Here is a 23,423-nt window from a genome sequence, read left to right on the forward strand (position 1 = left end):
GGTTTTTGTTTTACAGAAAGTAAGGCTCAAAAACACCAGAAACCGGCTTATTTAGGGTTTTTGGAGCTTGTTTTGTGCTGAAAAGGGGAACAAAAACCTCTAAATGAAAGCAAAATGAGCTTTTTAAGCAAGTAACCGGATAAAAAAAGACAGCGAACAACCCAACCTGAAGGAAGGACACACTAGAATTTTTTACAAAATATTGTTTAGCGAATTGATTTTTTCGTGGCAATGCAGTTGAAGTTCGGCAAAAAATGAAGTAAATTCGCTTTCAAAATCAGAATAATATTCCTGAAGTTCAACAATTGCTTCTTGCATATGAACGCGGTTTTTAGTTCGATGATCCATTTGAAATAAAATCATTTCCAAACCGGCAAGTGTTGCATAGCTTAGTAACCAGTTGCGAGCCATCATGTAAGGCAACATACCTTTTGTTTTTTCGGTAAGCGAGTCGTAATTGTCCTTTAACGATTGATAAAACCTGTCGGCATAATCGTCAAGGGGTTCATCAGTATAGGCGAACCAGTTTTTAGCTAAGAAATGATCGTACACAATATCCATAATCACTCCGGCATAATGTCCGTATTTTTGGTGTAATCGGTGTTTACTTTTTCGGTACATGGGATGAGCATCGGTAAATGTATCAATAGCCCGGTGCAAGAGTATCCCTTTTTTTATCTCTTCCGGGAAATTCATATAATCATTTCCTCTGATGCCATCGGCCATAAAATTGCCAATTTTCATCAAATCATTGTCACCGGAAAGATAGATATGTGCGAGAAAGTTCATTTTTTTTGTGTTGCTAAGAGTACGAGCCTCATGGCTTTTTGTAAATATATAAAAAAAGTTACTACCTAAGTCACTTCGCCACCCGGCAACTTTATTATATTTGTAACTTATAAATTAAATTGGAAAAATGACTTTAATAAAATCAATATCAGGAATCCGCGGGACTATTGGCGGTAAAGTTGGAGATAACCTAACACCGGTCGATGCTGTAAAATTTGCTTCTGCATATGGAACATTTTTGAAAAGCTACGGGAATAAAACCAGTGCTAAATTAAAAGTAGTAGTGGGCCGTGATGCCCGTATTTCTGGACCAATGATTCATAATCTGGTTGTAAACACGTTAATCGGATTAGGAATTGATGTTATAGACTTAGGGCTTTCGACAACTCCAACGGTGGAAATAGCCGTTCCTTTGGAAAAAGCTGACGGGGGAATTATCCTGACAGCTTCTCACAATCCGAAACAATGGAATGCTTTGAAACTACTGAATGAAAAAGGAGAGTTTCTGAGCGGAGCCGATGGTGCTAAAATTCTTGAAATTGCTGATGCGGAAGCTTTTGATTTTTCTGAAGTAGATGATTTGGGTGAAATTACAATCAATGACGCTTACATGGATATTCACATTGATGAAGTATTGGATTTGCCTTTGGTTGATGCGGAAGCAGTTGCCAAAAGAAAATTCAAAGTAGTGGTTGATGGTGTAAATTCTTCGGGAGGAATTATTATTCCAAATCTGCTTGAGCAAATGGGGGTAGAAGTGGTAAAGTTGTATTGTGAACCTAATGGACATTTTCCTCATAATCCGGAACCATTGAAAGAACATTTGGGAGATATTTGCAAGCTTGTAGTGGAAGAAAAAGCAGATTTTGGTATTGTTGTAGATCCGGATGTTGACCGTTTGGCCTTTATTTCCAATGATGGTGAAATGTTTGGGGAAGAATATACGCTTGTGGCTGTGGCCGATTATGTATTGAGCAAAACACATGGGAATACAGTTTCCAACATGTCATCCTCAAGGGCACTGCGTGACATTACCGAAAAACACAACGGAAGTTATCAGGCGAGTGCGGTTGGTGAAGTAAATGTTGTAGAGTTGATGAAGAAGACCAACGCGATTATCGGTGGGGAAGGAAACGGTGGGATTATTTATCCTGAGTCGCACTATGGTCGTGACAGTCTGGTTGGTGTTGCTTTGTTCCTGACACATTTGGCAGCTTTAGATGTAACGGTAGCGGAATTGAGAGCTGGTTATCCTCAGTATTATATGAGTAAAAACAAAATCGAATTGACACCTCAAATTGATGTGGATGCGATTTTGGAAGGAATGACAGAAAAGTACAAAGCAGAAAATATTTCAACTATTGATGGGGTAAAAATTGATTTTGCAGAAAACTGGGTGCATTTGAGAAAATCGAATACTGAACCGATTATTCGTATTTATACAGAAGCTAAAACACAGCAGGAAGCTGATGAATTGGCATTAAGAATTATAGATGAAATAAAGGCCGTTGCTGGAATTTAATAAAAACCTGAGTGAAAGCTCAGGGTTTTTTATTGAATCTTTCCAAATTGATTTATTTCCATTTCCAATTTTCCTCACTATTGTGTGGAACATTCAAATAGGAAGCCAGTTCTTTCAGTTTTGTTTTTAGACAATCGATATTTTCAATTTTATCTTTTGGCAGTAAAAAAGAACTACAGGTTTTAATTTAATGAAGATCATTGTCGCAATTTTATTTATAGCCACAATCTCTTTTGCAGACACTTTCGTCTCACTTGTTTTATGATGTCATTGCTGATCTCTAAGGTGGTTGCTTTCCCGAATCGTTCCTTAAAGTTTTCTTTATTGAAGCATCCTGAAAAATTCAATCCAAGGTCCTATTTCTTCTTTGTATTGCTTTGCCATTACTCTGTTTATTTGGGCCAAATGGCTTAAATCATGAGCAACCCAACATGATAAAAGGTTGGAAAGCATGACTTCCCCAAGGACTGGGTGAATGGCGGTTTTTGTATAATCTTCGGGAGTAATTTTTTTTGCCTTCAAAATAGTAAGATTTTTTTCTCTCAGCTGTTTGAATTCTTCCAGAAGCTGATTGAGATTTTTTCCTTCACTTTCATTAAACATGGCAAACCGGTCAAAGGGTTCAAATGTTTTATTTCCGATGCTAGACATAATAATTTCAAGACGCGGAATCCAGTCGGCTTTTTCACCGTAGATTAAATGTCCCACTACATCAAAAGGACTCCAGGTATCCGGGCCTTCGTTAGTAGATGTCCATATTTCAGGTAAGCCTTTGAGTTGAGTTTCCAAAATAAGAGGAGTACGCTCCAAAAATAGTATTGAGTGTTCCAGATTAAATTGCATAGTATTATTTTAGGTGATTTATTGCATTGTGAAATTATGAACTACAGGAAAGCATTGAACTTCCTACTTTTTCCCTTGCCCAATCCGGTCTTTTGACAAACCATTTTTCAAATTCAGGTTGATGATCATATGGTTTTTTTAATAAAACATGTATTTCATTCAGGAGTGAATAATCTTCTTTTTCTGCAGCTTCAATAGCTAGTTGTGCCATATAATTTCGCAGTACATATTTTGGATTTACAGCATCCATTTTGGTTTTACGCACATCGTCTGATACCATTTCTTTGTTTAATCGATTGATATACTTTGTAAACCAATATACCCAAGTATCCAAAATACGATCTTTTATTTCTGATGGCTTGTAAAAAGCATCATGAATCTTAAGCATTGCTTTTTCAGGAGTATCGTCTTTCGTAACAAGGCTTAAATTCCTAAAAAAGAGCGTCATATCAGTTTCTGAAAGTTGTAAATTTTGCGTTAGTTGCTCAATAATCGCTGTGTCTTCTATGTTATGCAGTTCAATACCGATTTTGTTTCGCATCATTTCGGAATAGCCTCTTTCAAAAAGATTTGCATAGGAGTTTAAAATTTCTTCCAGACCTGATGTTTCTTCAATTAAAGGGTATAAAGCATTTGCCAATTGGTACAAATTCCATAAGGCAATCTCAGGTTGGTTGCCATAACGATAGCGTTTGTGCTGTATATCAGTGGTATTAGGAGTCCAGTCAGTGTTAAAATCTTCCAGCCAGCCATAAGGGCCATAATCGATGGTAATTCCGTGAATTGACATATTGTCCGTATTCATGACGCCGTGTACAAAACCTACACGCTGCCAGTCAAGAATCATTTTTCGGGTGCTGTCTGCCACTGTTTTGAAAAATTCCAGGTATTTGTCTTTGCCTTCAGAAGCAATTTCCGGATAATACTGTTTGATAGTAAAATCAGTTAAGAGCTGGAGGTTTTTTATATCATTTCGGGAGGCGAAAATTTCAAAACTTCCAAATCGGATAAAAGAAGGTGCGACACGACAAACTACAGCTCCTTTTTCATAAGCAGGATTTCCGTTGTACATAACATCACGAAGGACTTCATCTCCGGTTAAAATTAAAGAAAGCGATCTTGTGGTTGGAATACCTAAATAATGCATTGCTTCGCTGCATAAATGCTCTCGGATAGAAGAACGTAAAACGGCTAAGCCATCTGCATTTCTGGAGTAAGGTGTTTTTCCGGCGCCTTTTAATTGTAAAGTATAGGATTGATTCTGATATTCTATTTCTGTCAGGTTAATAGCTCTTCCGTCTCCCAATTGCCCGGCCCAATTGCCAAACTGATGTCCGGCATAGCACATGGCAAAAGGATTCGTTCCTTCTAAAATCTTTTTTCCTGAAAAAACAGCTGTAAATTCTTCGGATTGGACTTCTTTTCCTGTGAGGCCAATTAATTCCGCTGTTTCTGTTGAAGCATGGATTAGTTTTGGATTTGATGGAATTCGGGGTGTAACATAGGAAAAACAGGCATTATGAACCTGTCGGGATACGTTAGATTCGTCAATATCGGCTGGAAGCTCAGAAGTAAACCTATTTTTGATAGTAAAATTCATGATTTTTAATAAAAACTAATCGTTATTATGTTATTCAAAATTAGTAATTATTATGGGATAAGTTGGCTTTGAAATTGCTAAAAAATATATAATTGAAATCTTTATTTCATAAAAAAACCTTGAGCATGAACTCAAGGTTTTCAGGTTTTAATCTTCGTTTTAGTGAACTATGGAGCAATTGCAATTGCTGCAGTATCTCCTGCATCATATTCTTCTAAGACTCTGCTTCCGTCAGTGTGTGTAGCTTTTACATGAAGGTTTTCTGCAAAAGCAGCTAATGTACATGTTCCAAGCATTGTTGACAATGGAATATTGCTTTTCTGATACCTGTCTTTTACAACGCCGGCTACAATTACTTCCGTGATTGCATAACCATTATTACCTACAGTTACCGGAGCAGCTGCGTTTGCAGTGCTTACCGGATTGCTGTTTCCTTTAACAACGCTAAAGTTGTAAGTAGCAAAATCATGTTCTTGCCCGGCAAGGAATCTAAGAGCTGCAAAATCTCCTGCTTTATTGTTGTAATGTCCAAATCCGCACTCTGTATCAGTAGTATTTCCATCAACCAGAGCATCAAGAACATCAGCATAACATCTTGTATTGTCAATTCTCATCTTAAATTTAAAATTAAGAGCTTGACCACCCACATTTTTTTCGAGATAATTTTCAGGCAATCCATCAGCAATAACTGTTGCAGGACCTGTTGTTAATTTAGTATCGACAACAAAAGTGTTGGCAGGAACAGGAACTACGTCTCCGGCATTATTGAGCAGTTCGAAAATGAACTCATACAAGCCATCGGAAAGATTTAATGAATTAATGTATATTGAAGCTGTATCCTGATTCCATTCTGCTGTTGGACGTGTCGGTACATCATCTGACGCCTCTACATGAGGAATTTTATATCTTGGGATACCTGCAGCGTCATAAGTTGGGCCAAGCCTAAAACTATCTGAAGCAAAGACAGTTCCGTCAGGTGTTTCAACTTCGTAAGTATATGGTTTTGCAATCTCACCTTCAAGCATTTTAATATTACTTATGTCATTTTGCAGATAACCGTCTTTTAATTTTCTGAATTTCCAGCGGTAATGTGTTACGCCTGCACTTGGAAAACCACTGCCAAACTGAACTACAAATGGGAAAGATGATCCAAAAGGACTTACCGTATTGGTAGTCGCAAAAGCGGTCAGACCCACAGCATTTGCTAAATGACCTGAAGGATTTTCATTTTGTTGAATTCTTCTAATACTTACGCCGCTATTAACACGCTTCATCCATACTATAGCTCCAGGGAGCGGATCACAAACACAAGGAGTTACCTGAGGATCAGTGATACGGATATTAATATTTGAACCGCAAGCGTAATTCCAATGTGTATTGCAGGCAACACGAGGACGATAAACAGTAACCCATTGCCCATCAATTAATACTTCAACCCAAATATAAATGTCTGGATGGTCTCCTAAAAGTAAATAAAGCATTTTGTAATCAAACTGACCATTGCAATCCGTTGAAACTGTAGCGATAGGGTCCGTTTTATAAAACCAAGGCCAATACCAAGGCCACAAACATAAATAAGGATGAAACAGGGTGAAATTGTTCTTCAATGTATCACTGAATACAGTAATTGAGTCAGATAAGATAGCATTTTGAACCTGAAGCGGGAAAGCGGGTAATTTAGCTTGCTGATTCACTATTTCACTTCGCTTTATAAAATCAGTTGGTTGAAAATCAATTCGATTACTGATGGAAGGTGTTAAATCTCTTAATGCTAACGGTCTTGGAAAGCGTATCGGGCCGGGATTCGGATCTGGCAATGGAATAGGCTTCCTTACAATATCTTTGAGTCTCCACCACAAATCAATAATAATTTTATCTGGAATTTTTGGCCAAAAGATTTTTATAGGATCCACTTCACAAATATGTACACGAGCATTGCAGACAGGAAGTACTTTGTTTACGCCATCAATAGTGAATGATTTGGTTAATGTACCCGTTACATGACACCATTTAAAAGGAAGCGGACTGATAATAGGCGGTAATAAAGGTAAGCTGATTATATCATTAATTCCCGGACGTATGGAAGGTTGCCAGGCTCCCATTTTAATAAGTGCTTTTTCTGTTATCTTTCTTTTACCGGCTTCGGCAGGAATTGTTGGTCCAATAAAAATTTTTGTTTTTCCGTGAATCGATTTTGCATCTGTTTTGAATTGAGCATCACCTCCTTTGAAAGGCGAAGATTCAATGAGTTCTCCGTTGTTGTTTACTAAGTATGCAATTAGTGCGTCTGCATTTTTAGCATCTTCTTTTCTTGCCCTGATGGTTACAAGATTTCTTTTTTCAGCCATTTTTAAGTTGTTTTTTTTGCCTACTCTTGGATCGGATTTTCGGCTTGTTCCGTAAACATTTTGTTGGATAAACTTTGCCAAAAAAGGAATTTAGTTTATCCAATTGTTGGGGGAACAACTGAGTGCGGAATAGCTTCCACACTTTACTTAGAATTTTCTTATTAAAATTAATAGGATTAATGGAAATAGATTTACGGTTTTTCCTCAAAAAACATTAAAGTTTATTTATCACATTATCAGTGGTTTATACTTAAATAATAGATTGCTGGATTCATCAATATCAAAAAACAAATAACATGCCTCCTGCTTCCATTTCCACAAAAAACTCTATATTTGAACCAAATTAGGCCTACATGACTATTACTGAACCAACAACTGAGTTAGAACACTATTTTCAACAATTTCGTCAGAATATTATTGGAATCGATCAAAAATTTCAATCTCCTTTCGGCGAGCAGAAAATCATTTACACAGATTGGACGGCAAGTGGCCGCCTGTATCGTCCTATTGAAGAGAAGATGATGAATGATTTTGGCCCTTTTGTTGCTAATACACATACTGAAACTACTATTTCCGGTACAGCAATGACAATGGCGTATCATGAAGCGAGACATATTATTAAGCGTCATGTAAATGCTAACGACAATGATATCCTGATTAATGATGGTACGGGAATGACTGGCGTTGTAAATAAATTTCAACGTATTTTAGGTCTTAAAGTTCCTGAAAACTTAAAAGAATTTACTGCAATTCCAAAAGAAATCAAGCCTATTGTTTTTATTTCACACATGGAACACCATTCCAATCAAACATCTTGGCTGGAAACTATTGCAGATGTTGTGGTAATCCCTGCAGATGATAATGGACTATTTTGCATAAAAGAATTTAAAAAACTATTAGAACAATATAAAGACAGAAGTTTTAAAATTGCATCAATTACGTCTTGTTCCAACGTGACCGGGATTAAAACACCATACTACGAGGTAGCTAAGATAATGCATCGGAATAATGGTGTCTGTTTTGTAGATTTTGCCTGTTCGGGTCCTTATGTTGAAATTGACATGCATCCGGAAGATCCTGAGAGCTATTTAGACGCAATATTCTTTTCTCCACATAAATTTTTAGGCGGACCAGGAACCTCAGGAGTCTTAATCTTTAATAAAAACTTATATAAAAACAACGTGCCTGACTGTCCGGGAGGAGGAACAGTTTCTTGGACAAATCCTTGGGGCGAGCACAAATACATCGATAATATTGAAGATAGGGAAGACGGTGGAACTCCAGGCTTTCTTCAGGTTATTAAAACTGCTTTAGCTATTCAGCTGAAAGAGCAAATGGGTGTAAACAATATCTTGGAGCGTGAGCATGAAATCGTAGATTTTGTTTTTGGGCAATTAGTAGATATTGAAAACATCAATATTCTGGCTAAAGAGCACCAAGACAGATTAGGTGTGATTTCATTTTATATTAATGACCTTCATTTTAATTTAGGAGTAAAAATACTGAATGACCGATTTGGAATCCAAACCCGAGGCGGTTGCAGTTGTGCCGGAACTTACGGACATTATCTGCTGCATGTAGATCAGGCTACTTCACAAGATTTGATTTGCCAGATTACTTCGGGGGACTTGATTAAAAAGCCGGGCTGGATTAGAATGTCCATCCATCCGACAACGACTTCAGAAGAAGTACAATACGTTTGCGAAAGCATTAAATCATTGGCAGAAAACCACAAAATATGGTCAAAAGATTATATTTACAATGCCAAAACGAATGAATTTATCCATAAAAACGCAAGAAATATGGAAAAAGAAATGGTGAAATCCTGGTTTAAAATTTAGCGATATATTTTCTATCTTCTGTGTTTCCAACGCTTGTGTGTCCATAAATAGTATTCAGGAGCTTCGTGTATCTGTTCTTCCACAAGTTGTAAGAACTTATCGGTAATTTCATAATTTGGCACGGCAGAAGCATTTTCTGAAAGTATTTCAAAAGTACCTTCGTAATAACCACGTTTTATCTTTTTGGTTTTCATGAAGATGACGTTCATGTCAAATCTTTTAGCCAACATCTCGGCACCAGTATGAACGGGAACTTCAATTCCCATAAAAGTAGTCCAATGTGGTGCGTTAGGTTTTGGTGATTGGTCGCTTGCAAAACCATAGGTGCCTAATTTTTTGGCTCTGAAATTTTCTTCAATTGTAGGGATTGTTTCTTTGGTCGTAATCAGAACTGCTTTAAACCTCGAACGGATTTTGCGTACCAGTTGATCAAAATAACGATTGGCCAATCGTTTATATATTCCATAACCAATAAATTTGGTGTGCAAGTTAAGTGAAACAGCCCATTCATAACTGGCATAATGTGCGCACATTAAAGCAACACTTTTATCTTTTTCTTCCAGGCTGTTCAAAACTTCCAGATTGGTAAGCTTATATCTTTTGAATATTTCGGATTCGGAAATAGTCATGGTTTTTATCATTTCTAAAAACATATCGCACATATGGCTGTAGAATTTCTTTTCAATGGCCAACCGCTCTGTATCAGAAAGATGGGGTAATGCCAATGCCAAATTTGCACGGACCACTTTTTTCCGGTATCCTATAATGTGATACACTAGGAAATTAATACAATCGGAGAAAAGATACAACAATCGGAATGGAAGTATGGAAATAAGCCAAAGTATGGGATAAACTATGAGGTAAACAAGTAATTGCATTAGATAAAATTTTAGCAAATATACTTCTTATTCTGCTTTTAGATATAATTCTATATAAAATGGTTTTAGTATATTTACTATCAAATTTTTATTTATGAATACTTTTCTGATTTCTATAATTGCCGCAAACGTGTTTTTTAGTTATAAAGGTTTTACAGATGTCTCTTTTTTTAGAAAGTTTGAGTTTCATATCGGCAGCATTCGGGCGGGAGAACAAATCAGGATGATTTCTTCGGCTTTTCTTCATGCAGATTGGGGGCATTTGTTCTTTAATATGTTGACATTGTATATGTTTGCTCCGGTAATCGTTGTGTATTTTGGAAGTTTTTCATTTTTGATGATTTACATAGGAAGTTTGTTGTGCGGAAGTCTGCTCACGCTTTATTTTCATCAAAATGATTATAATTACAGAGCTATAGGAGCTTCAGGTGCGGTAACAGGAATTATTTTCAGTGCTATTTTGCTGGAAAAAGGGATGTATATCTTTGGGTTTATACCTGGGTATATTTATGGTTTTCTGTATTTATTATCGTCTATTTACGGAATGAAATCTAAAAGAGATAATATCGGCCATACGGCTCATTTTGGAGGTGCGATAGGCGGATACATTATTACATTATCGAAAGACCCGGCTATGTTGTTCGAAAATACATCAACAGTGGTGCTTTTGGCAGTTCCTATTGTTCTGCTTTTTATTCTGGCCAAGATGGGCAAAATTTAGTTTGGCACGCGATTTGCAGTACCCAAGAAAATCAAAAATAACATACATATGAAAAATTTAGTAGTAACATTAATAACACTTTTTACTGTGATGACATACGCACAAGATCAAAAACAGAATCCGGTTCCTCAAATCAATGTGGCTGGAGAAGGGAAGGTTAAAGTAACTCCGGATCAGGTAATTATTACATTGGGAGTTGAGAATACAGGAAAAGATGCATCGGAAGTAAAAAAAGCAAATGATATTATCATTGAAAAAGTTATTAAGTTTATCAAGCAAAGTAACATTCCGCAATCTGATTTTCAAACGACAGCTGTCAGCTTGAGTAAAAACTATGATTACGAGAAAAAGAAATACAACTATGTTGCACACCAAAGTATTTGTGTGACATTGAAAGATATCAAAAAGTACGATGAGTTCATGATGGGAATTACGGATACAGGTATTACAAATATTAATGGAGTAGAGTTTAAATCTTCAAAATTAGAGCAATACCAATCTGAAGCTCGTAAGAAAGCAATACTAGATGCGAAACAGAAAGCAGTAGATTATGCTTCGGCTTTAAATCAAAAAGTGGGCAAAGTGATTTTAATTTCGGATAATTCCCAAAATTATTACCCACAACCAATGTACAAAGGAGCAATGATGGCCGGAGCAGCCGATGCTTCTATGCCAAGAGAAACACTTGCAGTAGGAGAGATAGAAATAACAGCAAATGTTCAAGTTGCTTTTATTTTAGATTAATACTATTTACAGTTAGAAAAGCCACTCTTAGGAGTGGTTTTTTTGTTGGATTCCGTTTTTTGATTTTAACCTTCCTTCGGTTGGAAATAAAAACTGAAATTAATAGAAATTATGTTTTTTTAATTTTATACCATTACGATTGCTCAAAAAGATAATTTTGGCGTACTTTACATTTATACAATAGCAGTTCTCACATGAATGATTTTTTAATAGGAATAGGGAAAAGATTGAAAGATATCAGAAAAAAAAACAATCTGACCATAAACGAGTTGGCAAATAGAGCCAATGTCAGTAACGGCTTGATTTCCCGTATTGAGAATGGAAGAACTATTCCTTCTTTACCGGTGCTTTTAGATTTGATACAGTCTTTAGAGATTGATGCCAGTTATTTTTTTGAAGGAGTAGAAAAGAAATCGAATGCAAAATTCATTCATATTCCAAAAGAAAACCAGCAAAATCTGGAAAAAGAAGTAGAAGCTGAAGGGTTTAGCTATATGCATATATTTAGTAAAAGTTTACATGCTTTAGGGTTTGAAGCAGTTTTATTAACTATTAAACCGAATTCTAAGAGAGACAAAGTAATTACAGATGCGTGGGAATTCAAGTATATTTTAAATGGAGAAATCACGTATTTGATCGATAATGAACAAATTGATTTAAAAGAAGGAGATTCTTTATATTTTAACGGAAAATTTCCTCATGTACCAATGAATAATTCTGCAAAAGACTGCACGATGCTTGTGCTTTATTTTTATTCGGATAAAAATTAAAAACAGTTCAATCTAAATTATAAAAAAACAAAAGAGGCTCCTGATTATGGAAACCTCTTTTGACAAATTAAAACAAAAAAATAATTATCTAATAACAGGCTGAGCAAATAAGAAATCCAGCTCCGTTATAGTAGTTACAATAAGGTCCGGGTTCGCTTTTTGAAGCTCTTCTCTTGTTTGGGCGCCTGAAAGCACACCAACCGTCAGCCCGCAATTTGCGTTTTTACCTTCTTCAATATCAACTACAGAATCACCTGCTTTCAAAACATTCTGAGAGTCGTCAATATCGAATTCATCCATAGCTTTTAAAATCATATCGGGATGAGGCCTTCCTTTGGACACATCATCAGCTGTAATCAGTGCATCAAAATGAATTCCTTTTTTCCAATTCAGTTTATCCAATAATTGATTAGCTGTATAACTATTGTATCCGGTATTTAAAACGACTTTGATATTAGCTGCTTTTAGCTTTGTCAGAAAAGTACCGACTCCCGTTATAGGTTTTACCTCGGATTCTTCATAAACTGATTTTAATGTTTTGGAAAATTCTTCAAAAATGGCATCAGCTTGGGTTGTTGGGTAGTTTAAATCGTTAAGGAGTTCTACTATGGCATTCAACTTTTCTTTCCCTGCACAATGTTGTAAAACATAATCTAAAGTAACGGTATAACCCATTTTGACAAACACCTTGTGTAAGGCTTTATAAACCAAATTGTCTTCATTTATAGTTGTTCCGGCCATATCGAAAACAACCAATTTGATATTTTTATTTTTCATTAATTGTAATTAAAAATGGTATCGATACTATATTTTGCATATCCTGCACTTCCGGTCATTCCTTTACCTCCAATTCCTGTAATGATATGAATATTAGTGCCAACAGTATGCTCAAAAATATCCTTGTTTTTGCATTGTGAATAAATTCCTGACCATCTGTTATTGATTTCGTAAGTTGGCAAATCAATGATTTTTTTAGCTTCATTAATCATAAATTCATCAATTTCCATATTTAAATCGAAACCCAACGAATCGATCTCTTTTGCCGTTGCATATTCGTGTGAATCTCCCAAAATTACAGAGCCGTCCGTTGCTTGTTTGAACAAGATGTGAATCCCATATTTTTTTTCAAAGCTGTTTGAGTCCTCTTTCTCTTTAATTTCTTTGTAAGAGGGGCATTCTTCAAACGATTCATAACGACGGATGGTTAGTCCTGTCAAAATAGAGCCAGGAAGGGTGTAAATGCCTTGGGGCTTTGTTTGCAACATTTGTAGTTTAGTCACCACGATATCACTATTCTCAAAAACTGAAGGATACAATAGTTTAAACTCACTGCCTCCGCAGATAATTATTTTCCCCGCTGTAAAAATTTCGCCATCAGCAGTAGTGACTTCACAACGGTTATTGACTTCTTGAGTATTAAGTACGGTTGTATTGAAAAAAATATCCAAGCCATAATTTTTAATTAATAATTGTTGCAGTTTATTAATCATCAGGCGCGGTTCGACAGTAATTTCATCTGGAAAAAATAGACCAGCTTTACAATAATCAGAGCGCAAACCATCATATTTTTTTAGACAATCTCCTTTTGAAAGTAAAATAGAATTGTAATTATTATTTTTATTGATTTGATGCAATTCTTCAATCAGTTGAACTTCTTCATCGTTTGAAGCGATATAGATTGTACCGTTTTCTCTAACTGAAATATCCGTTTGTGTTTGAAGTTCTTTGTAAATTGACAAACTTTCTCTGCCGAAATTTTGCCATTTCAAATCCATACCGGAAGGAACGACTTGCCCGAAATTCCGGACTGTTGCTCCCAAAGGCTGGGCATTTTTTTCAAATATGGCGACTTTTAATTTTTTCTTCAAAGCATGATAGGCATGAAAAGTACCTAAAACACCGCCGCCAATGATGATTAAATCATATTTGGTTTTCATATCTTAAATTGATTTGTGTTGTTGATTTTTTAAAAAATAGCAATGTGATTGTAACTGCTGTAAATCCGAAGAAAACAATGATGTAATTCAGATTAATATAAAATTGGAGCCAGGAGCTGTTTTTCTGACCAAAATTCTTGTATAAAAGAACCAGGGCGCTTCCTAAATAACCAAAAGAATCTACAAAATAAATTAAAAAGCCCACATTTCCTTTTATTTTAAAAGTGGCAATCATCCTGTCAAAATAAATCCCATTAAAAGGAATGTAGCATAAATACATGCCCAATCCAGAGAGAACCATCCAAAGGACGGGGCCGATTAGTAAAAGCCTGAAAAATAATGTTGACAGCCCAATGATTAAAATTCCTGCGAAAAGCGCATAGTGATAATACAAAAACGCTTTTGAATTATTCTTCATTGTACCTAAAAAACTAAAAACTGTCAAAACAATAATCGCAATTGGAATCTCACTCAAGGTGTACAAGACTGCATTGTTTTTATAACCGAGTGAATCCCAGATTTCCCGTGTAAAATTATCCCTGAAATCACGCAAAACAGTTAGAATAACATAGAAAAAGGTGAGGAATAAAAGAGGATAGAAGAACTTTTGCAGCAATTTTGATCGCTCTTTTTTGTTAAGAGGCAGTCGTTTTGTTTTTTGTGCCATGTCTTCCGCATTTGGCGGAGGCAATTTTTCTAATTGAAGTCCAAAAAATAACAAAGGAATCAGAAAAAATAATCCTGTACAGAAGGGCATCCAAAATTCATTTATTCCAAGAGAATCCATAGTAAATTTTCCGACGGTCTTTACAAATCCGGAAGAAACTACAAAACTTGAGCAAAGTATCAATCCTAGCAATTCCGTTGATTTTCTTCCTTCGAGATAAGAAAAAACAATTCCCCAAATCATTCCTAAAGGAAGTCCGTTCAAAAACATAAAAAGAATATTATACGGTTTTGGAACTACGGCAAATCCCAAAAGTGACAATTCTGCCATGAGTATAAACCCGAGTAAATATTTTAATCTTAGGTTTGATTTCATCTCTGAGATGATTTTTATCCCTAAAAACTTAGAAATGAAATACCCGAAAACCTGAGCGATGATTAGCAGTATTTTATAATCGATACCTAAATAAGAGATGTTTTCAAAAGTAGCAACAGTAAAGGGTTTTCTAAATGCGTACATGCAAAAATAGACTCCAAAAGCTGCAAAAGCCGCTCTAAGCACAAACTCATTATTTTTCGAAAGAAATCGGGAGCTTGACATATTATCAGAAATTGAATTTTGTTCCAAAACTTCCTTTAATTCCATAATACTCGACTTGTTTTGGACGATCTTCAGATGCACCATAATGGTAAATAAGCGGTTCGTTTAAAATGTTGTTTATATCGGTATAAATCGAAATGTGTTTTGTCAATTTGACTTGTAATCCTAAATCAAGAGAACTGTATTTTCCATAATAAACATCATCTATATCACTTTCTCCATAAGCAATAGCGTATTTTCCTTTGTGGTTGAATGCCAATCTTACGTTACAACCTCCTTTTTCAAAAAACAATTGAGCATTGTATATTTGTTTTGCCTGATACGGTAAGTTTACATTTCTTCCGCTGGGTTTTGTCATTTCAGAAGTCATTAGGGTAGTGTTTAACTGCGTTCCGAAATATTTCAGGAAGCCTGGTAAAAAGTCGAAACGTTTTGTAATTCCTGCTTCAAAACCACCAATCCAAGCATTATCACCATTATTTGGTGTGCTGAATTCTACGCCTGTATTGCCATTGTAACTTGCTCTGTAAGTATCCTGAAAAATAGGATCAGTGATTGATTTGTAAAATAAACCGACATTAATAGTACCTACATTAGAAAAATAATAGTCACCCATCAAATCAAAATTTAAAGAATAAGTAGGATTCAGGGACGGATTTCCCCCTTTAAATTCATTGTCAGCTTCTACATAAGAGCCACCCGGAGTAATGTCTCCATAGTTTGGTCTGGCAAATGTTCTTGTTGCTGCAAAACGTAAATTCATATCATTAGTCGGCGAATATTTTACATGTATCATGGGAAGTACCGCCAGATATTCTTTCTTGTTCTGAACTTTTAGCAAATCACCGTTTACAACATTATAACCACTCACTTTTGTAGTAGTATTTTCGGCTCTTATTCCTCCTAAAAGAGTCAATTTATCCGAAATAGTATAAGTTCCCATACCATAAGCGGCTGCATGTGTTTCATCGACATCGAAATTTCTCCCTAAGCCTGAATTAAAGGCCAGTCCTTCAGAATCGGCAGTACTTACCGATACATTATTTTGGTTTTCATTCCAGAATTGATTCATTCCTTGAGTAGACAATACCGGTCCGAAAGAATTGGAAACAGTCGCATTTATTTCTGTTAAATAATCAGTTCTGCCAGGTTGTTCGGTAATGTATTGTGCATAATTAGACAAATAAGGAGCTGGGTTAGTGCTGCTCCAGGTATAAAAAACATCTTCAAATTTTGCTCTTCTGTCTTTGTCTCTGAACTTAAGTCCGTATTTAAAAGAGAGTTTTTCGGAAGTAGTAAATTCATGATTAAACGCAGCTACTATATTATCCCGTTCAATAATTGAAATCTTATAAAATTCCAAATCGGAAAATTTCATTTTTGAAGCATCCATTTTGAAATCCGGATTACTGTAAAACCCAAACAAAGCATCAGTATCTTTATAGTCGAGCTGACCGCCATCAACAGACCAATAAGCTCTTGGGCCTTTTCCTTTATCAGAAATGTAATTAGGGTTAATTCCTACGCCATCCTGACGAAATTTTACAACATAATACGATTTGTTTTCCCTGTCAGGAATGTTTCCGTATCTGAATTCGTTCTCATAAACGGCCAAATCCCAATCTATTTTACCACTTGATAATTCATGCTTACCGCCAAAATTAACCGCTTTTAACTCCGTAATTAATTCATTATGGATATTCTGTAATTCTACTCTGGCTACATTGGTTGCCGAATTGAATTTATCAAAACGGATGCGGTGCTTGTAGTGTGTTTCATTGTCAGCCAAAGTCCCATAAAGGCTCTTCAGGTATATTTTATTTTTGGGAGAAATAGAGTACTCAAATGCAGAATTTATTCCGGTAGTTTTCCTTATTCCGGTATAATCTCTTAATTCTAAGCGGAATACACCTTCGTCTCCGTCTCTTCTGGCTTCAAAGTTATCAGTAGCCCAGTTTCTGTTCCATTGGGTAAGGTTAATTAAATATCCAAACTTTTTGTCTTTGGTTTTTCCTCCTAAAGTGGCCGAAATATTGTAGATTCCTTTGTCGGATTTGGTATTATAACCGCTTCCGAGCGTGGCACTTATCGTTGTTTTTTCCGGTGGTGTCTGAGTAATGAAATTAACGCTTCCGCCAATGCCATCTGCTTCAATATCGGGAGTTATAGCTTTATTAACTTGTACGTAAGCAATTAATTCCGACGGAAAAAAATCGAAAGCCGTGGCTCTTGAAGTTGTTTCTTCTTCGGCAGTTGGGATTCTATTTCCGTTGATGGTTGTTGAAGCCCAAAACGGAGGTAATCCGCGAACAGAAACGAATCGGCCTTCTCCCTGATCTTTTTCAATGGAAACACCCTGAATTCTCTGTACTGTTTCTGCAGCATTTCTGTCTGGTAATTTACCAATTCCGTCAGCAGCAATAACATTCATTATACTCACCGAGTTCTTTTGCATGTTTAATGCTCTGGATTCGCTGTTTCTTAAGTTCTGTGCTACCACAACAACTTCATTTAATTCTTTATGTTCTGGAATAAGAGTTATGGTTCCGATATTGAATTGTTGGTTTTCTTTAATTGAAATTTGCCTTTCAATTCCAACATACCCCAAATAAGTGATTTTAAGTGTGAGTTCCCCAACCGGCACATCAGTTACTAAAAATTTACCATCCCAGTCTGTAACGGCTGTTTTTATTGTTCCGTTGATAGTAATTGAAGCACCCGGTAAAGGTAGGTTTCCATCATTGATAGTTCCTGAAATGGATTGTTTTTGACCATAGGACAGCATGCTTAAAAAGCAGCTTATGAACAACAGGAATGTTTTAAATTTCGATTTCATGTTTACATATATTAAAAATACGTTGCAAAAAAACGTATAAATATTAATATTTGTAAAATTTTGAAATTAAGAAAAAGTTATTAAACAGTAGGGAAGTTAATTAACTGTTAAGCAGAAAAAGCCCATAATGTATTGGCCTCATTTACTTAATGTAAAGAGGTTTGTATTCTTCGGATTGCTGTGAAGTTAGGACTCGGGCTGGATAAAGAAGATTATTCTCCTTTTGCGGATGCATTAATAATAGTTTCCAAAACATGGATGTCGATGTCTTGGATCTTATTGATATAAAGACAGCCGCCTCCCGTTTTGTGCTTGCCTAATTTTTCTAAGTCTTCAGCACAAGATTGAATACCACCAATGAGATATAATGTCAAATTTGCTTTACGTGGAGAAAAACCTATTTTAAACCATTCGACTTCTCTTCCGGAGGCAGGACTCTTATAGATCAGGTTTCCGTAACCAATGATGGAAGTTCCCCACATTTTAGGCTCTTCTCCGGTTGCTTTTTTCATCATTTCAAGGATAGTAAAGCTGTCTTTACGCTTTTGTTCTTCGGCAATGTTGTTTAAAAAATCTTCAACACTTGCGTTAGTTTCTTTCGTTTTAATTTCGGCTAGTTTCCCCATGATGCAATGATTTTAGTTGGTATTGGTTATGCTGAATACGAGCAGTATTCTTTCTGTTGAAACGAAGATAGGAAAATATTGGTTAGGAAGTTTTAAAGTACCAATTACAAAGTCTTCGGTACCAGCTAAGAAATGAGTAGTACCAGTTAAGAAATGATTAGTACCAGTTGTAAAGTCTTTGGTACCAGTTAAGAAATGGTTAGTACCAGTTATAAAGTCTTTGGTACCAGTTAAGAAATGGTTAGTACCAGTTGTAAAGTCTTCGGTACCAGCTAAGAAATGGTTAGTACCAGTTATAAAGTCTTCGGTACCAGCTAAGAAATGATTAGTACCAGTTGCAAAGTCTTTTGTACCAGTTAAGAAATGGTTAGTACCAGTTGTAAAGTCTTTGGTACCAGTTAAGGAATGATTAGTACCAGTTGCAAAGTCTTTTGTACCAGCTAAGAAATGATTAGTACCAGTTACAAAGTCTTTGGTACCAGTTGTAAAGTCTTTGGTACCAGCTAAGAAATGGTTAGTGCCAGATTTTGAGAATTAGCTTCTAACTCTTCTAATAGTAAAGATTTGGCCTTTGTGTAAGCATGGTCTTTAGCTTCTGCAAATGAAATTTCGTATTTGCGTTGTATTGTTCGAAGATGTTCAGGCAAATGGGCTAGTAGTTTAGTGTAATATTGGTCTAAGGTGTTTTGATTAGGCATTTCGTATTTTACGACCAATTGAAAACGTCTTATTATTGCTTTATCAAGAATCTCCAAATGGTTGGTGGCAGCAATTAATAACGACTTTTCAGGAAAATAATCGATAAGCTGAATTAATGTGTTTACAAGTCTTCGCATTTCGCCAACATCACTATCGCTATTTTCCCTCATTTTCCCTATTTGGTCAAATTCATCTAAAAACAGAATAGCATTTTCTCTGGCCGCTTTATCAAAAATAGTTTTGAGGTTTTTGGAAGTTTCACCAATTCTGGAAGATACAACATTGCTTATTTTTAATTTCTTTTGTAAAGATTAATAAGGTAACTTATTTCTAAAATATCCGTAAACCCATGTGCCAAGAATAGCAAAAAATAAGGTTACAATCATAACGGTAACTCCAGTTCCAATTTGAGCGAAAATGGGTCCCGGACAAGCTCCAGTAATTGCCCAACCTAAACCAAATATTAACCCGCCAATGATTTGCCCTTTGTTAAATGTCTTATCGTGGAATTCTATTTTTTCACCATATATGGTTTTGATATTAAATTTTTTTATTAAAAAAACAGAAATTATTCCCACCCCAACTGCACTACCAATAACACCGTACATATGAAACGACTGGAAACGAAACATCTCTTGGATGCGGTACCAGCTAATGATTTCAGCTTTGATGAATACAATTCCAAACAATACTCCTACAATAAGGTATTTAATATTGTGATACCATTTATGTTTTAAATGACTTTCATTAATACAAACAGTATCTAATGAGCGTGTTTCAAAATCTTTATTTTGATCTTTAATTTTCATGATTATTTAATTTACAGTGAGAGGATATAAGGCAGAATGAAATTTATCATTATTAGTCCACCAATAAAAAAACAGCAAGTAGCAATTAGTGATGGTAATTGTAAGTTTGATAAACCTGAAATGGCATGTCCGCTTGTACAACCACCGGCATAGCGAGAGCCAAAGCCAATCATAAATCCGCCAACAACCATCATTAGAAAACCTCTAAGTGTAAATATATTTTCCCAAGAAAAAATTTGTTCAGGTAACATTCCGCTGATATTTGTAATTCCATAATTTGCCAATTGTAACTTTAAATTCGGATTTATTGTGATTGGATTTGGGTTTGATAGGAAGTTAAAAGCAATAATGCCTCCAATCAAAATTCCAAACACAAAAAACATATTCCAGACTTCTTTTTTCCAGTCGTATTTAAAAAAAGGAATGTTTGCAGGTAAGCAAACGGCACAAGCGTGACGTAAATTGGCGCTGATACCAAAATTTTTGTTGCCTAAAATTAATAATGTTGGCACAGTAAGACCAACTAACGGACCAGCTATGTACCAAGTCCAGGGTTGTTTAATGAGTTCAATGATTTCCATAGTTATAATTTTGTAATGCAAAATTGAACTATAAAAAAGTATTGGTTTGTACCATTTGTCACATAAGAAAAAAAGTGTTTGAATTCTCAAACACTTTTCTCAGATTCTATTTTGATAAATTTCCAATAGCGCAACTTACAAAAGATTTTCCTTTATGAAGTATTGAATTATGTCCTTTTTCTGGATAGCCCAATTTTGAAAGTATTTTTACCAATAGTTCTCTTTCACTAGCTGCATTTATTGTTATGGTTTCTGTGTTTTTATCGATTTTGATATCTGTAACTGTTTCGGTTTTTTGTAATGCGGTTTTTATACTGTTCATACAGCCGCCACATTTTATGTTTTCAACTTCTATAATGTGTATCATTTTACTTTATTTATTTTATATTTTTTATCATAAGAAACGATTTCTTGTAATTTTTTTAAAGGAATTTCTGCTTTGCTAACAATTAAAATTTCTGAAAAATCGATAGTCATACTTACGCTTAAAACATCATCAATTTCTATAAATTTAGCTGAAATGGTATTCATACAACTATTGCAAGTAATACCTTCAAAGTAGTATAAATTGATCTGACCGAAGCTGTTTTTTTGAAACTCAATAAACAATTCTGATTTTTCTCTTTTAGGAACCGAATCTTTCGCCAATGAAATCGAATTGAAAACAAAAGCTCTTTGAAATAATTGTTCGTACTTTTTATCTGCGAAACCCATGTTTTTTCTCATGATAAAATAGGTATTAAATTATCCGTTAGTTTTTTCTAATATAATTTTGGTGATTTCATCTTTAGACAAAACACCAGACTGTCTCCATAATTGATTTCCCTGCTGGAATAAAATTATTGTAGGGACACCACGAACTTGAAGTTTTGAAGCCAGTTCTTGGTTTTTGTCTACATCGATTTTAATAATAGTGATGCGTTCGCCAAGATTGTCTTTTACTTGTTTCAATATGGGAGACAGCATTTGACAAGGACCACACCAAGTGGCAAAAAAATCTACCAAAACTGGTTTTTCGGAATAGATTATATCATTAAATTTACTCATTTTCTTTATTTTTTTATTGGAACTGAGTAGCCATTGTTTTTACAATCAGCATTAAATAATGCCATTGCGGTAAAAATTAGACATAGTTAGGTTTATAACAGTGTTGTTGGGCAAACATAATCTGATTTTAAAAGATTTGTATTCTTGATTTCTGAAAAACCACCGATAACGTCTACAAAATTATCCCAGCCACGTTGCTTCAAAATTGATGCTGCAATCATACTGCGATAACCTCCTGCGCAATGTAAGATGAATTTTTTCTCTTTTGGAAATTCAGCTAGATGATTGTTGATTTCGTTTAAGGGGACATTAATTGCACCAACAAGATGCTCTGATAAGAATTCACTTTTCTTTCTAACATCAAAAATTAACGTTTCGTCAAAATTTATAGTGTCTTCTAGCTGTTTGGCTGTAATTCTGGTTATGGTATCCAATTCAAAACCTTCGTTTTTCCATGCATCAATTCCGCCGTTCAAGTATCCAATAGTATGATCGTACCCAATTCGAGATAGACGTACCATACTTTCTTCTTCTTTACCAATATCAGTAACCAATAAGATTTCTTGTTTAATATCGGCAATCATTTCACCAACCCACATGGCAAAACTACCATCCAAACCAATATTAATACTGTTGGGAATAAATCTTTTTGCAAATTCTTCAGCATTTCTAGTATCTAAAACTAATGCCATGGTTTCGTTTGCGACTAGTTCAAATTCAGTTGGATTTAAAGGCGTTTTAGCTTTTTTCAAAACAGCATCTAAACTTTCATACCCGTTTATATTCATTAAAACATTGGAAGGGAAATAACCCGGTGGATTTGTTAAACCTGTTAAAACAGCCGATACAAATTCGTCTTCGGTCATTTTTGGATTTAAAGCATAGTTCGTTCTCTTTTGATTGCCTAAAGTATCGGTAGTTTCTTTGCTCATCATTTTGCCACAAGCAGAACCTGCACCGTGATTTGGATATACTATTAAATCATCTGATAAAGGCATGATTTTTTCTCGTAATGAATGAAATAAATAACGTGCTAATTTATCTTGGGTTAAGTCGGCGACAACGTGTTGTGCCAAGTCAGGTCTGCCCACATCTCCAATAAACAGGGTGTCTCCTGTTATGATTCCGTGTTCTTTTCCTTTTTCATCAATCAGTAGATAAGTGGTACTTTCCATGGTATGACCTGGTGTGTGAATCACTTTTACTTTGCAGTTTCCAATTTCAAATACCTGATCGTCCTTGGCAATGATAGCTTCATAGGCTGGTTTAGCGGTTGGACCATAGACAATTTTCGCATTCGTTCTATTAGCCAAATCTAAATGACCCGAAACAAAATCAGCGTGAAAATGGGTAAGAAAAACATATTTAATTTTTGCATTGTTTTTAAAGGCTTTATTAATATAAGGCTGTACTTCACGCAATGGGTCAAAAATTGCAACTTCTCCATCGCTTTCTAAATAGTATGCAGCGTGTGCAATACATCCTGTGTAAATTTGTTCGATTTTCATAATACATTGTTTAATTAATAATGAGACAAAATTATAGGTATTGCATTTTATTTAAAG

At 35.3% G+C, this 23,423-nt stretch carries 21 protein-coding genes and 2 pseudogenes; 5 read left to right on the plus strand and 18 right to left on the minus strand.

Going from position 1 to position 23,423, the window contains the following annotated elements; translation table 11 throughout:
* Positions 1-192: 192 nt before the first annotated feature.
* Positions 193-789 (minus strand): ACP phosphodiesterase, encoded by a 597-nt coding sequence (locus ACRDEC_RS02395; RefSeq protein WP_431496734.1) that lies wholly within the window; start codon positions 787-789, stop codon positions 193-195.
* A gap of 127 nt (positions 790-916) precedes the next feature.
* On the opposite strand from ACRDEC_RS02395, the gene glmM reads away from it, so the two are divergent.
* Positions 917-2,311, plus strand: a complete 1,395-nt coding sequence (gene glmM, locus ACRDEC_RS02400) for a phosphoglucosamine mutase (RefSeq protein WP_431496735.1) — start codon at positions 917-919, stop codon at positions 2,309-2,311.
* Between the two features lie 321 nt (positions 2,312-2,632).
* On the opposite strand, the gene ACRDEC_RS02405 is transcribed toward glmM, so the two are convergent.
* From ACRDEC_RS02405 to ACRDEC_RS02415, 3 genes are all read right to left on the minus strand, one after another.
* Positions 2,633-3,154, minus strand: a complete 522-nt coding sequence (locus ACRDEC_RS02405; protein WP_431496736.1) for a DinB family protein — start codon at positions 3,152-3,154, stop codon at positions 2,633-2,635.
* A gap of 34 nt (positions 3,155-3,188) precedes the next feature.
* A complete protein-coding gene (locus tag ACRDEC_RS02410) occupies positions 3,189-4,754 on the minus strand; it encodes a protein adenylyltransferase SelO (RefSeq protein WP_431496737.1) in 1,566 nt (521 codons plus the stop codon).
* A 167-nt stretch (positions 4,755-4,921) separates the two neighbouring features.
* On the minus strand, positions 4,922-7,102 hold the full coding sequence (locus ACRDEC_RS02415) for a hypothetical protein (RefSeq protein ID WP_431496738.1): 2,181 nt from the start codon (positions 7,100-7,102) through the stop codon (positions 4,922-4,924).
* Between the two features lie 353 nt (positions 7,103-7,455).
* Between ACRDEC_RS02415 and ACRDEC_RS02420 the strand changes: the two genes are divergently transcribed.
* Positions 7,456-8,943: an aminotransferase class V-fold PLP-dependent enzyme gene (locus tag ACRDEC_RS02420; protein ID WP_431496739.1), complete on the plus strand. Its 1,488-nt coding sequence runs from the start codon at positions 7,456-7,458 to the stop codon at positions 8,941-8,943.
* Between the two features lie 11 nt (positions 8,944-8,954).
* On the opposite strand, the gene ACRDEC_RS02425 is transcribed toward ACRDEC_RS02420, so the two are convergent.
* A complete protein-coding gene (locus tag ACRDEC_RS02425) occupies positions 8,955-9,821 on the minus strand; it encodes a lysophospholipid acyltransferase family protein (protein WP_431496740.1) in 867 nt (288 codons plus the stop codon).
* A 94-nt stretch (positions 9,822-9,915) separates the two neighbouring features.
* Between ACRDEC_RS02425 and ACRDEC_RS02430 the strand changes: the two genes are divergently transcribed.
* The 3 genes from ACRDEC_RS02430 (at position 9,916) to ACRDEC_RS02440 (ending at position 12,056) form a co-directional block, all read left to right on the plus strand.
* Positions 9,916-10,542: a rhomboid family intramembrane serine protease gene (locus ACRDEC_RS02430; protein WP_431496741.1), complete on the plus strand. Its 627-nt coding sequence runs from the start codon at positions 9,916-9,918 to the stop codon at positions 10,540-10,542.
* Between the two features lie 48 nt (positions 10,543-10,590).
* Entirely contained in the window at positions 10,591-11,286 is a 696-nt protein-coding gene (locus ACRDEC_RS02435) for an SIMPL domain-containing protein (RefSeq protein ID WP_431496742.1), read from the plus strand.
* Between the two features lie 194 nt (positions 11,287-11,480).
* Complete coding sequence (locus ACRDEC_RS02440) at positions 11,481-12,056, plus strand: helix-turn-helix domain-containing protein (RefSeq protein ID WP_431496743.1); 576 nt, start codon at positions 11,481-11,483, stop codon at positions 12,054-12,056.
* Positions 12,057-12,140: 84 nt separating this feature from the next.
* On the opposite strand, the gene ACRDEC_RS02445 is transcribed toward ACRDEC_RS02440, so the two are convergent.
* From ACRDEC_RS02445 to ACRDEC_RS02505, 13 genes and pseudogenes are all read right to left on the minus strand, one after another.
* On the minus strand, positions 12,141-12,833 hold the full coding sequence (locus ACRDEC_RS02445; protein WP_431496744.1) for a phosphonatase-like hydrolase: 693 nt from the start codon (positions 12,831-12,833) through the stop codon (positions 12,141-12,143).
* Positions 12,833-13,993, minus strand: coding sequence for a TIGR03364 family FAD-dependent oxidoreductase (locus ACRDEC_RS02450; protein ID WP_431496745.1), 1,161 nt, complete (start codon positions 13,991-13,993; stop codon positions 12,833-12,835). Before ACRDEC_RS02450 ends, ACRDEC_RS02445 begins: the two co-directional genes overlap by 1 nt.
* Positions 13,977-15,305 carry a DUF5690 family protein gene (locus ACRDEC_RS02455; RefSeq protein WP_431496746.1) on the minus strand — a complete coding sequence of 443 codons (1,329 nt, stop codon included), beginning with the start codon at positions 15,303-15,305 and terminating at the stop codon, positions 13,977-13,979. Before ACRDEC_RS02455 ends, ACRDEC_RS02450 begins: the two co-directional genes overlap by 17 nt.
* Positions 15,265-18,096: a TonB-dependent receptor gene (locus tag ACRDEC_RS02460; RefSeq protein ID WP_431496747.1), complete on the minus strand. Its 2,832-nt coding sequence runs from the start codon at positions 18,094-18,096 to the stop codon at positions 15,265-15,267. The genes ACRDEC_RS02455 and ACRDEC_RS02460 overlap by 41 nt, the downstream gene beginning before the upstream one ends.
* Positions 18,097-18,308: 212 nt before the next feature.
* Complete coding sequence (locus ACRDEC_RS02465) at positions 18,309-18,722, minus strand: DUF1801 domain-containing protein (protein ID WP_431496748.1); 414 nt, start codon at positions 18,720-18,722, stop codon at positions 18,309-18,311.
* A 12-nt stretch (positions 18,723-18,734) separates the two neighbouring features.
* Positions 18,735-19,187 (minus strand): annotated as a pseudogene (locus ACRDEC_RS02470) (hypothetical protein); the annotation flags it as partial.
* Between the two features lie 38 nt (positions 19,188-19,225).
* A pseudogene (locus ACRDEC_RS02475) lies at positions 19,226-19,717 on the minus strand (AAA family ATPase); the annotation flags it as partial.
* A 15-nt stretch (positions 19,718-19,732) separates the two neighbouring features.
* Complete coding sequence (locus tag ACRDEC_RS02480) at positions 19,733-20,230, minus strand: DUF6691 family protein (RefSeq protein WP_431496749.1); 498 nt, start codon at positions 20,228-20,230, stop codon at positions 19,733-19,735.
* An 11-nt stretch (positions 20,231-20,241) separates the two neighbouring features.
* Positions 20,242-20,811: a YeeE/YedE family protein gene (locus ACRDEC_RS02485; protein ID WP_431496750.1), complete on the minus strand. Its 570-nt coding sequence runs from the start codon at positions 20,809-20,811 to the stop codon at positions 20,242-20,244.
* A gap of 106 nt (positions 20,812-20,917) precedes the next feature.
* A complete protein-coding gene (locus ACRDEC_RS02490; protein ID WP_431496751.1) occupies positions 20,918-21,178 on the minus strand; it encodes a heavy-metal-associated domain-containing protein in 261 nt (86 codons plus the stop codon).
* The gene (locus tag ACRDEC_RS02495) at positions 21,175-21,537 is read right to left on the minus strand and encodes a heavy-metal-associated domain-containing protein (RefSeq protein ID WP_431496752.1); all 363 of its coding nucleotides are present in this window, start codon (positions 21,535-21,537) and stop codon (positions 21,175-21,177) included. The genes ACRDEC_RS02490 and ACRDEC_RS02495 overlap by 4 nt, the downstream gene beginning before the upstream one ends.
* A gap of 18 nt (positions 21,538-21,555) precedes the next feature.
* Entirely contained in the window at positions 21,556-21,858 is a 303-nt protein-coding gene (gene trxA / locus ACRDEC_RS02500; RefSeq protein ID WP_431496753.1) for a thioredoxin, read from the minus strand.
* Between the two features lie 92 nt (positions 21,859-21,950).
* Positions 21,951-23,366: an MBL fold metallo-hydrolase gene (locus ACRDEC_RS02505; protein ID WP_431496754.1), complete on the minus strand. Its 1,416-nt coding sequence runs from the start codon at positions 23,364-23,366 to the stop codon at positions 21,951-21,953.
* Between the last annotated feature and the right edge of the window lie 57 nt (positions 23,367-23,423).

Origin of the sequence: Flavobacterium sp., assembly GCF_050696275.1 — a bacterium.
Classification (GTDB): Bacteria; Bacteroidota; Bacteroidia; order Flavobacteriales; family Flavobacteriaceae; genus Flavobacterium.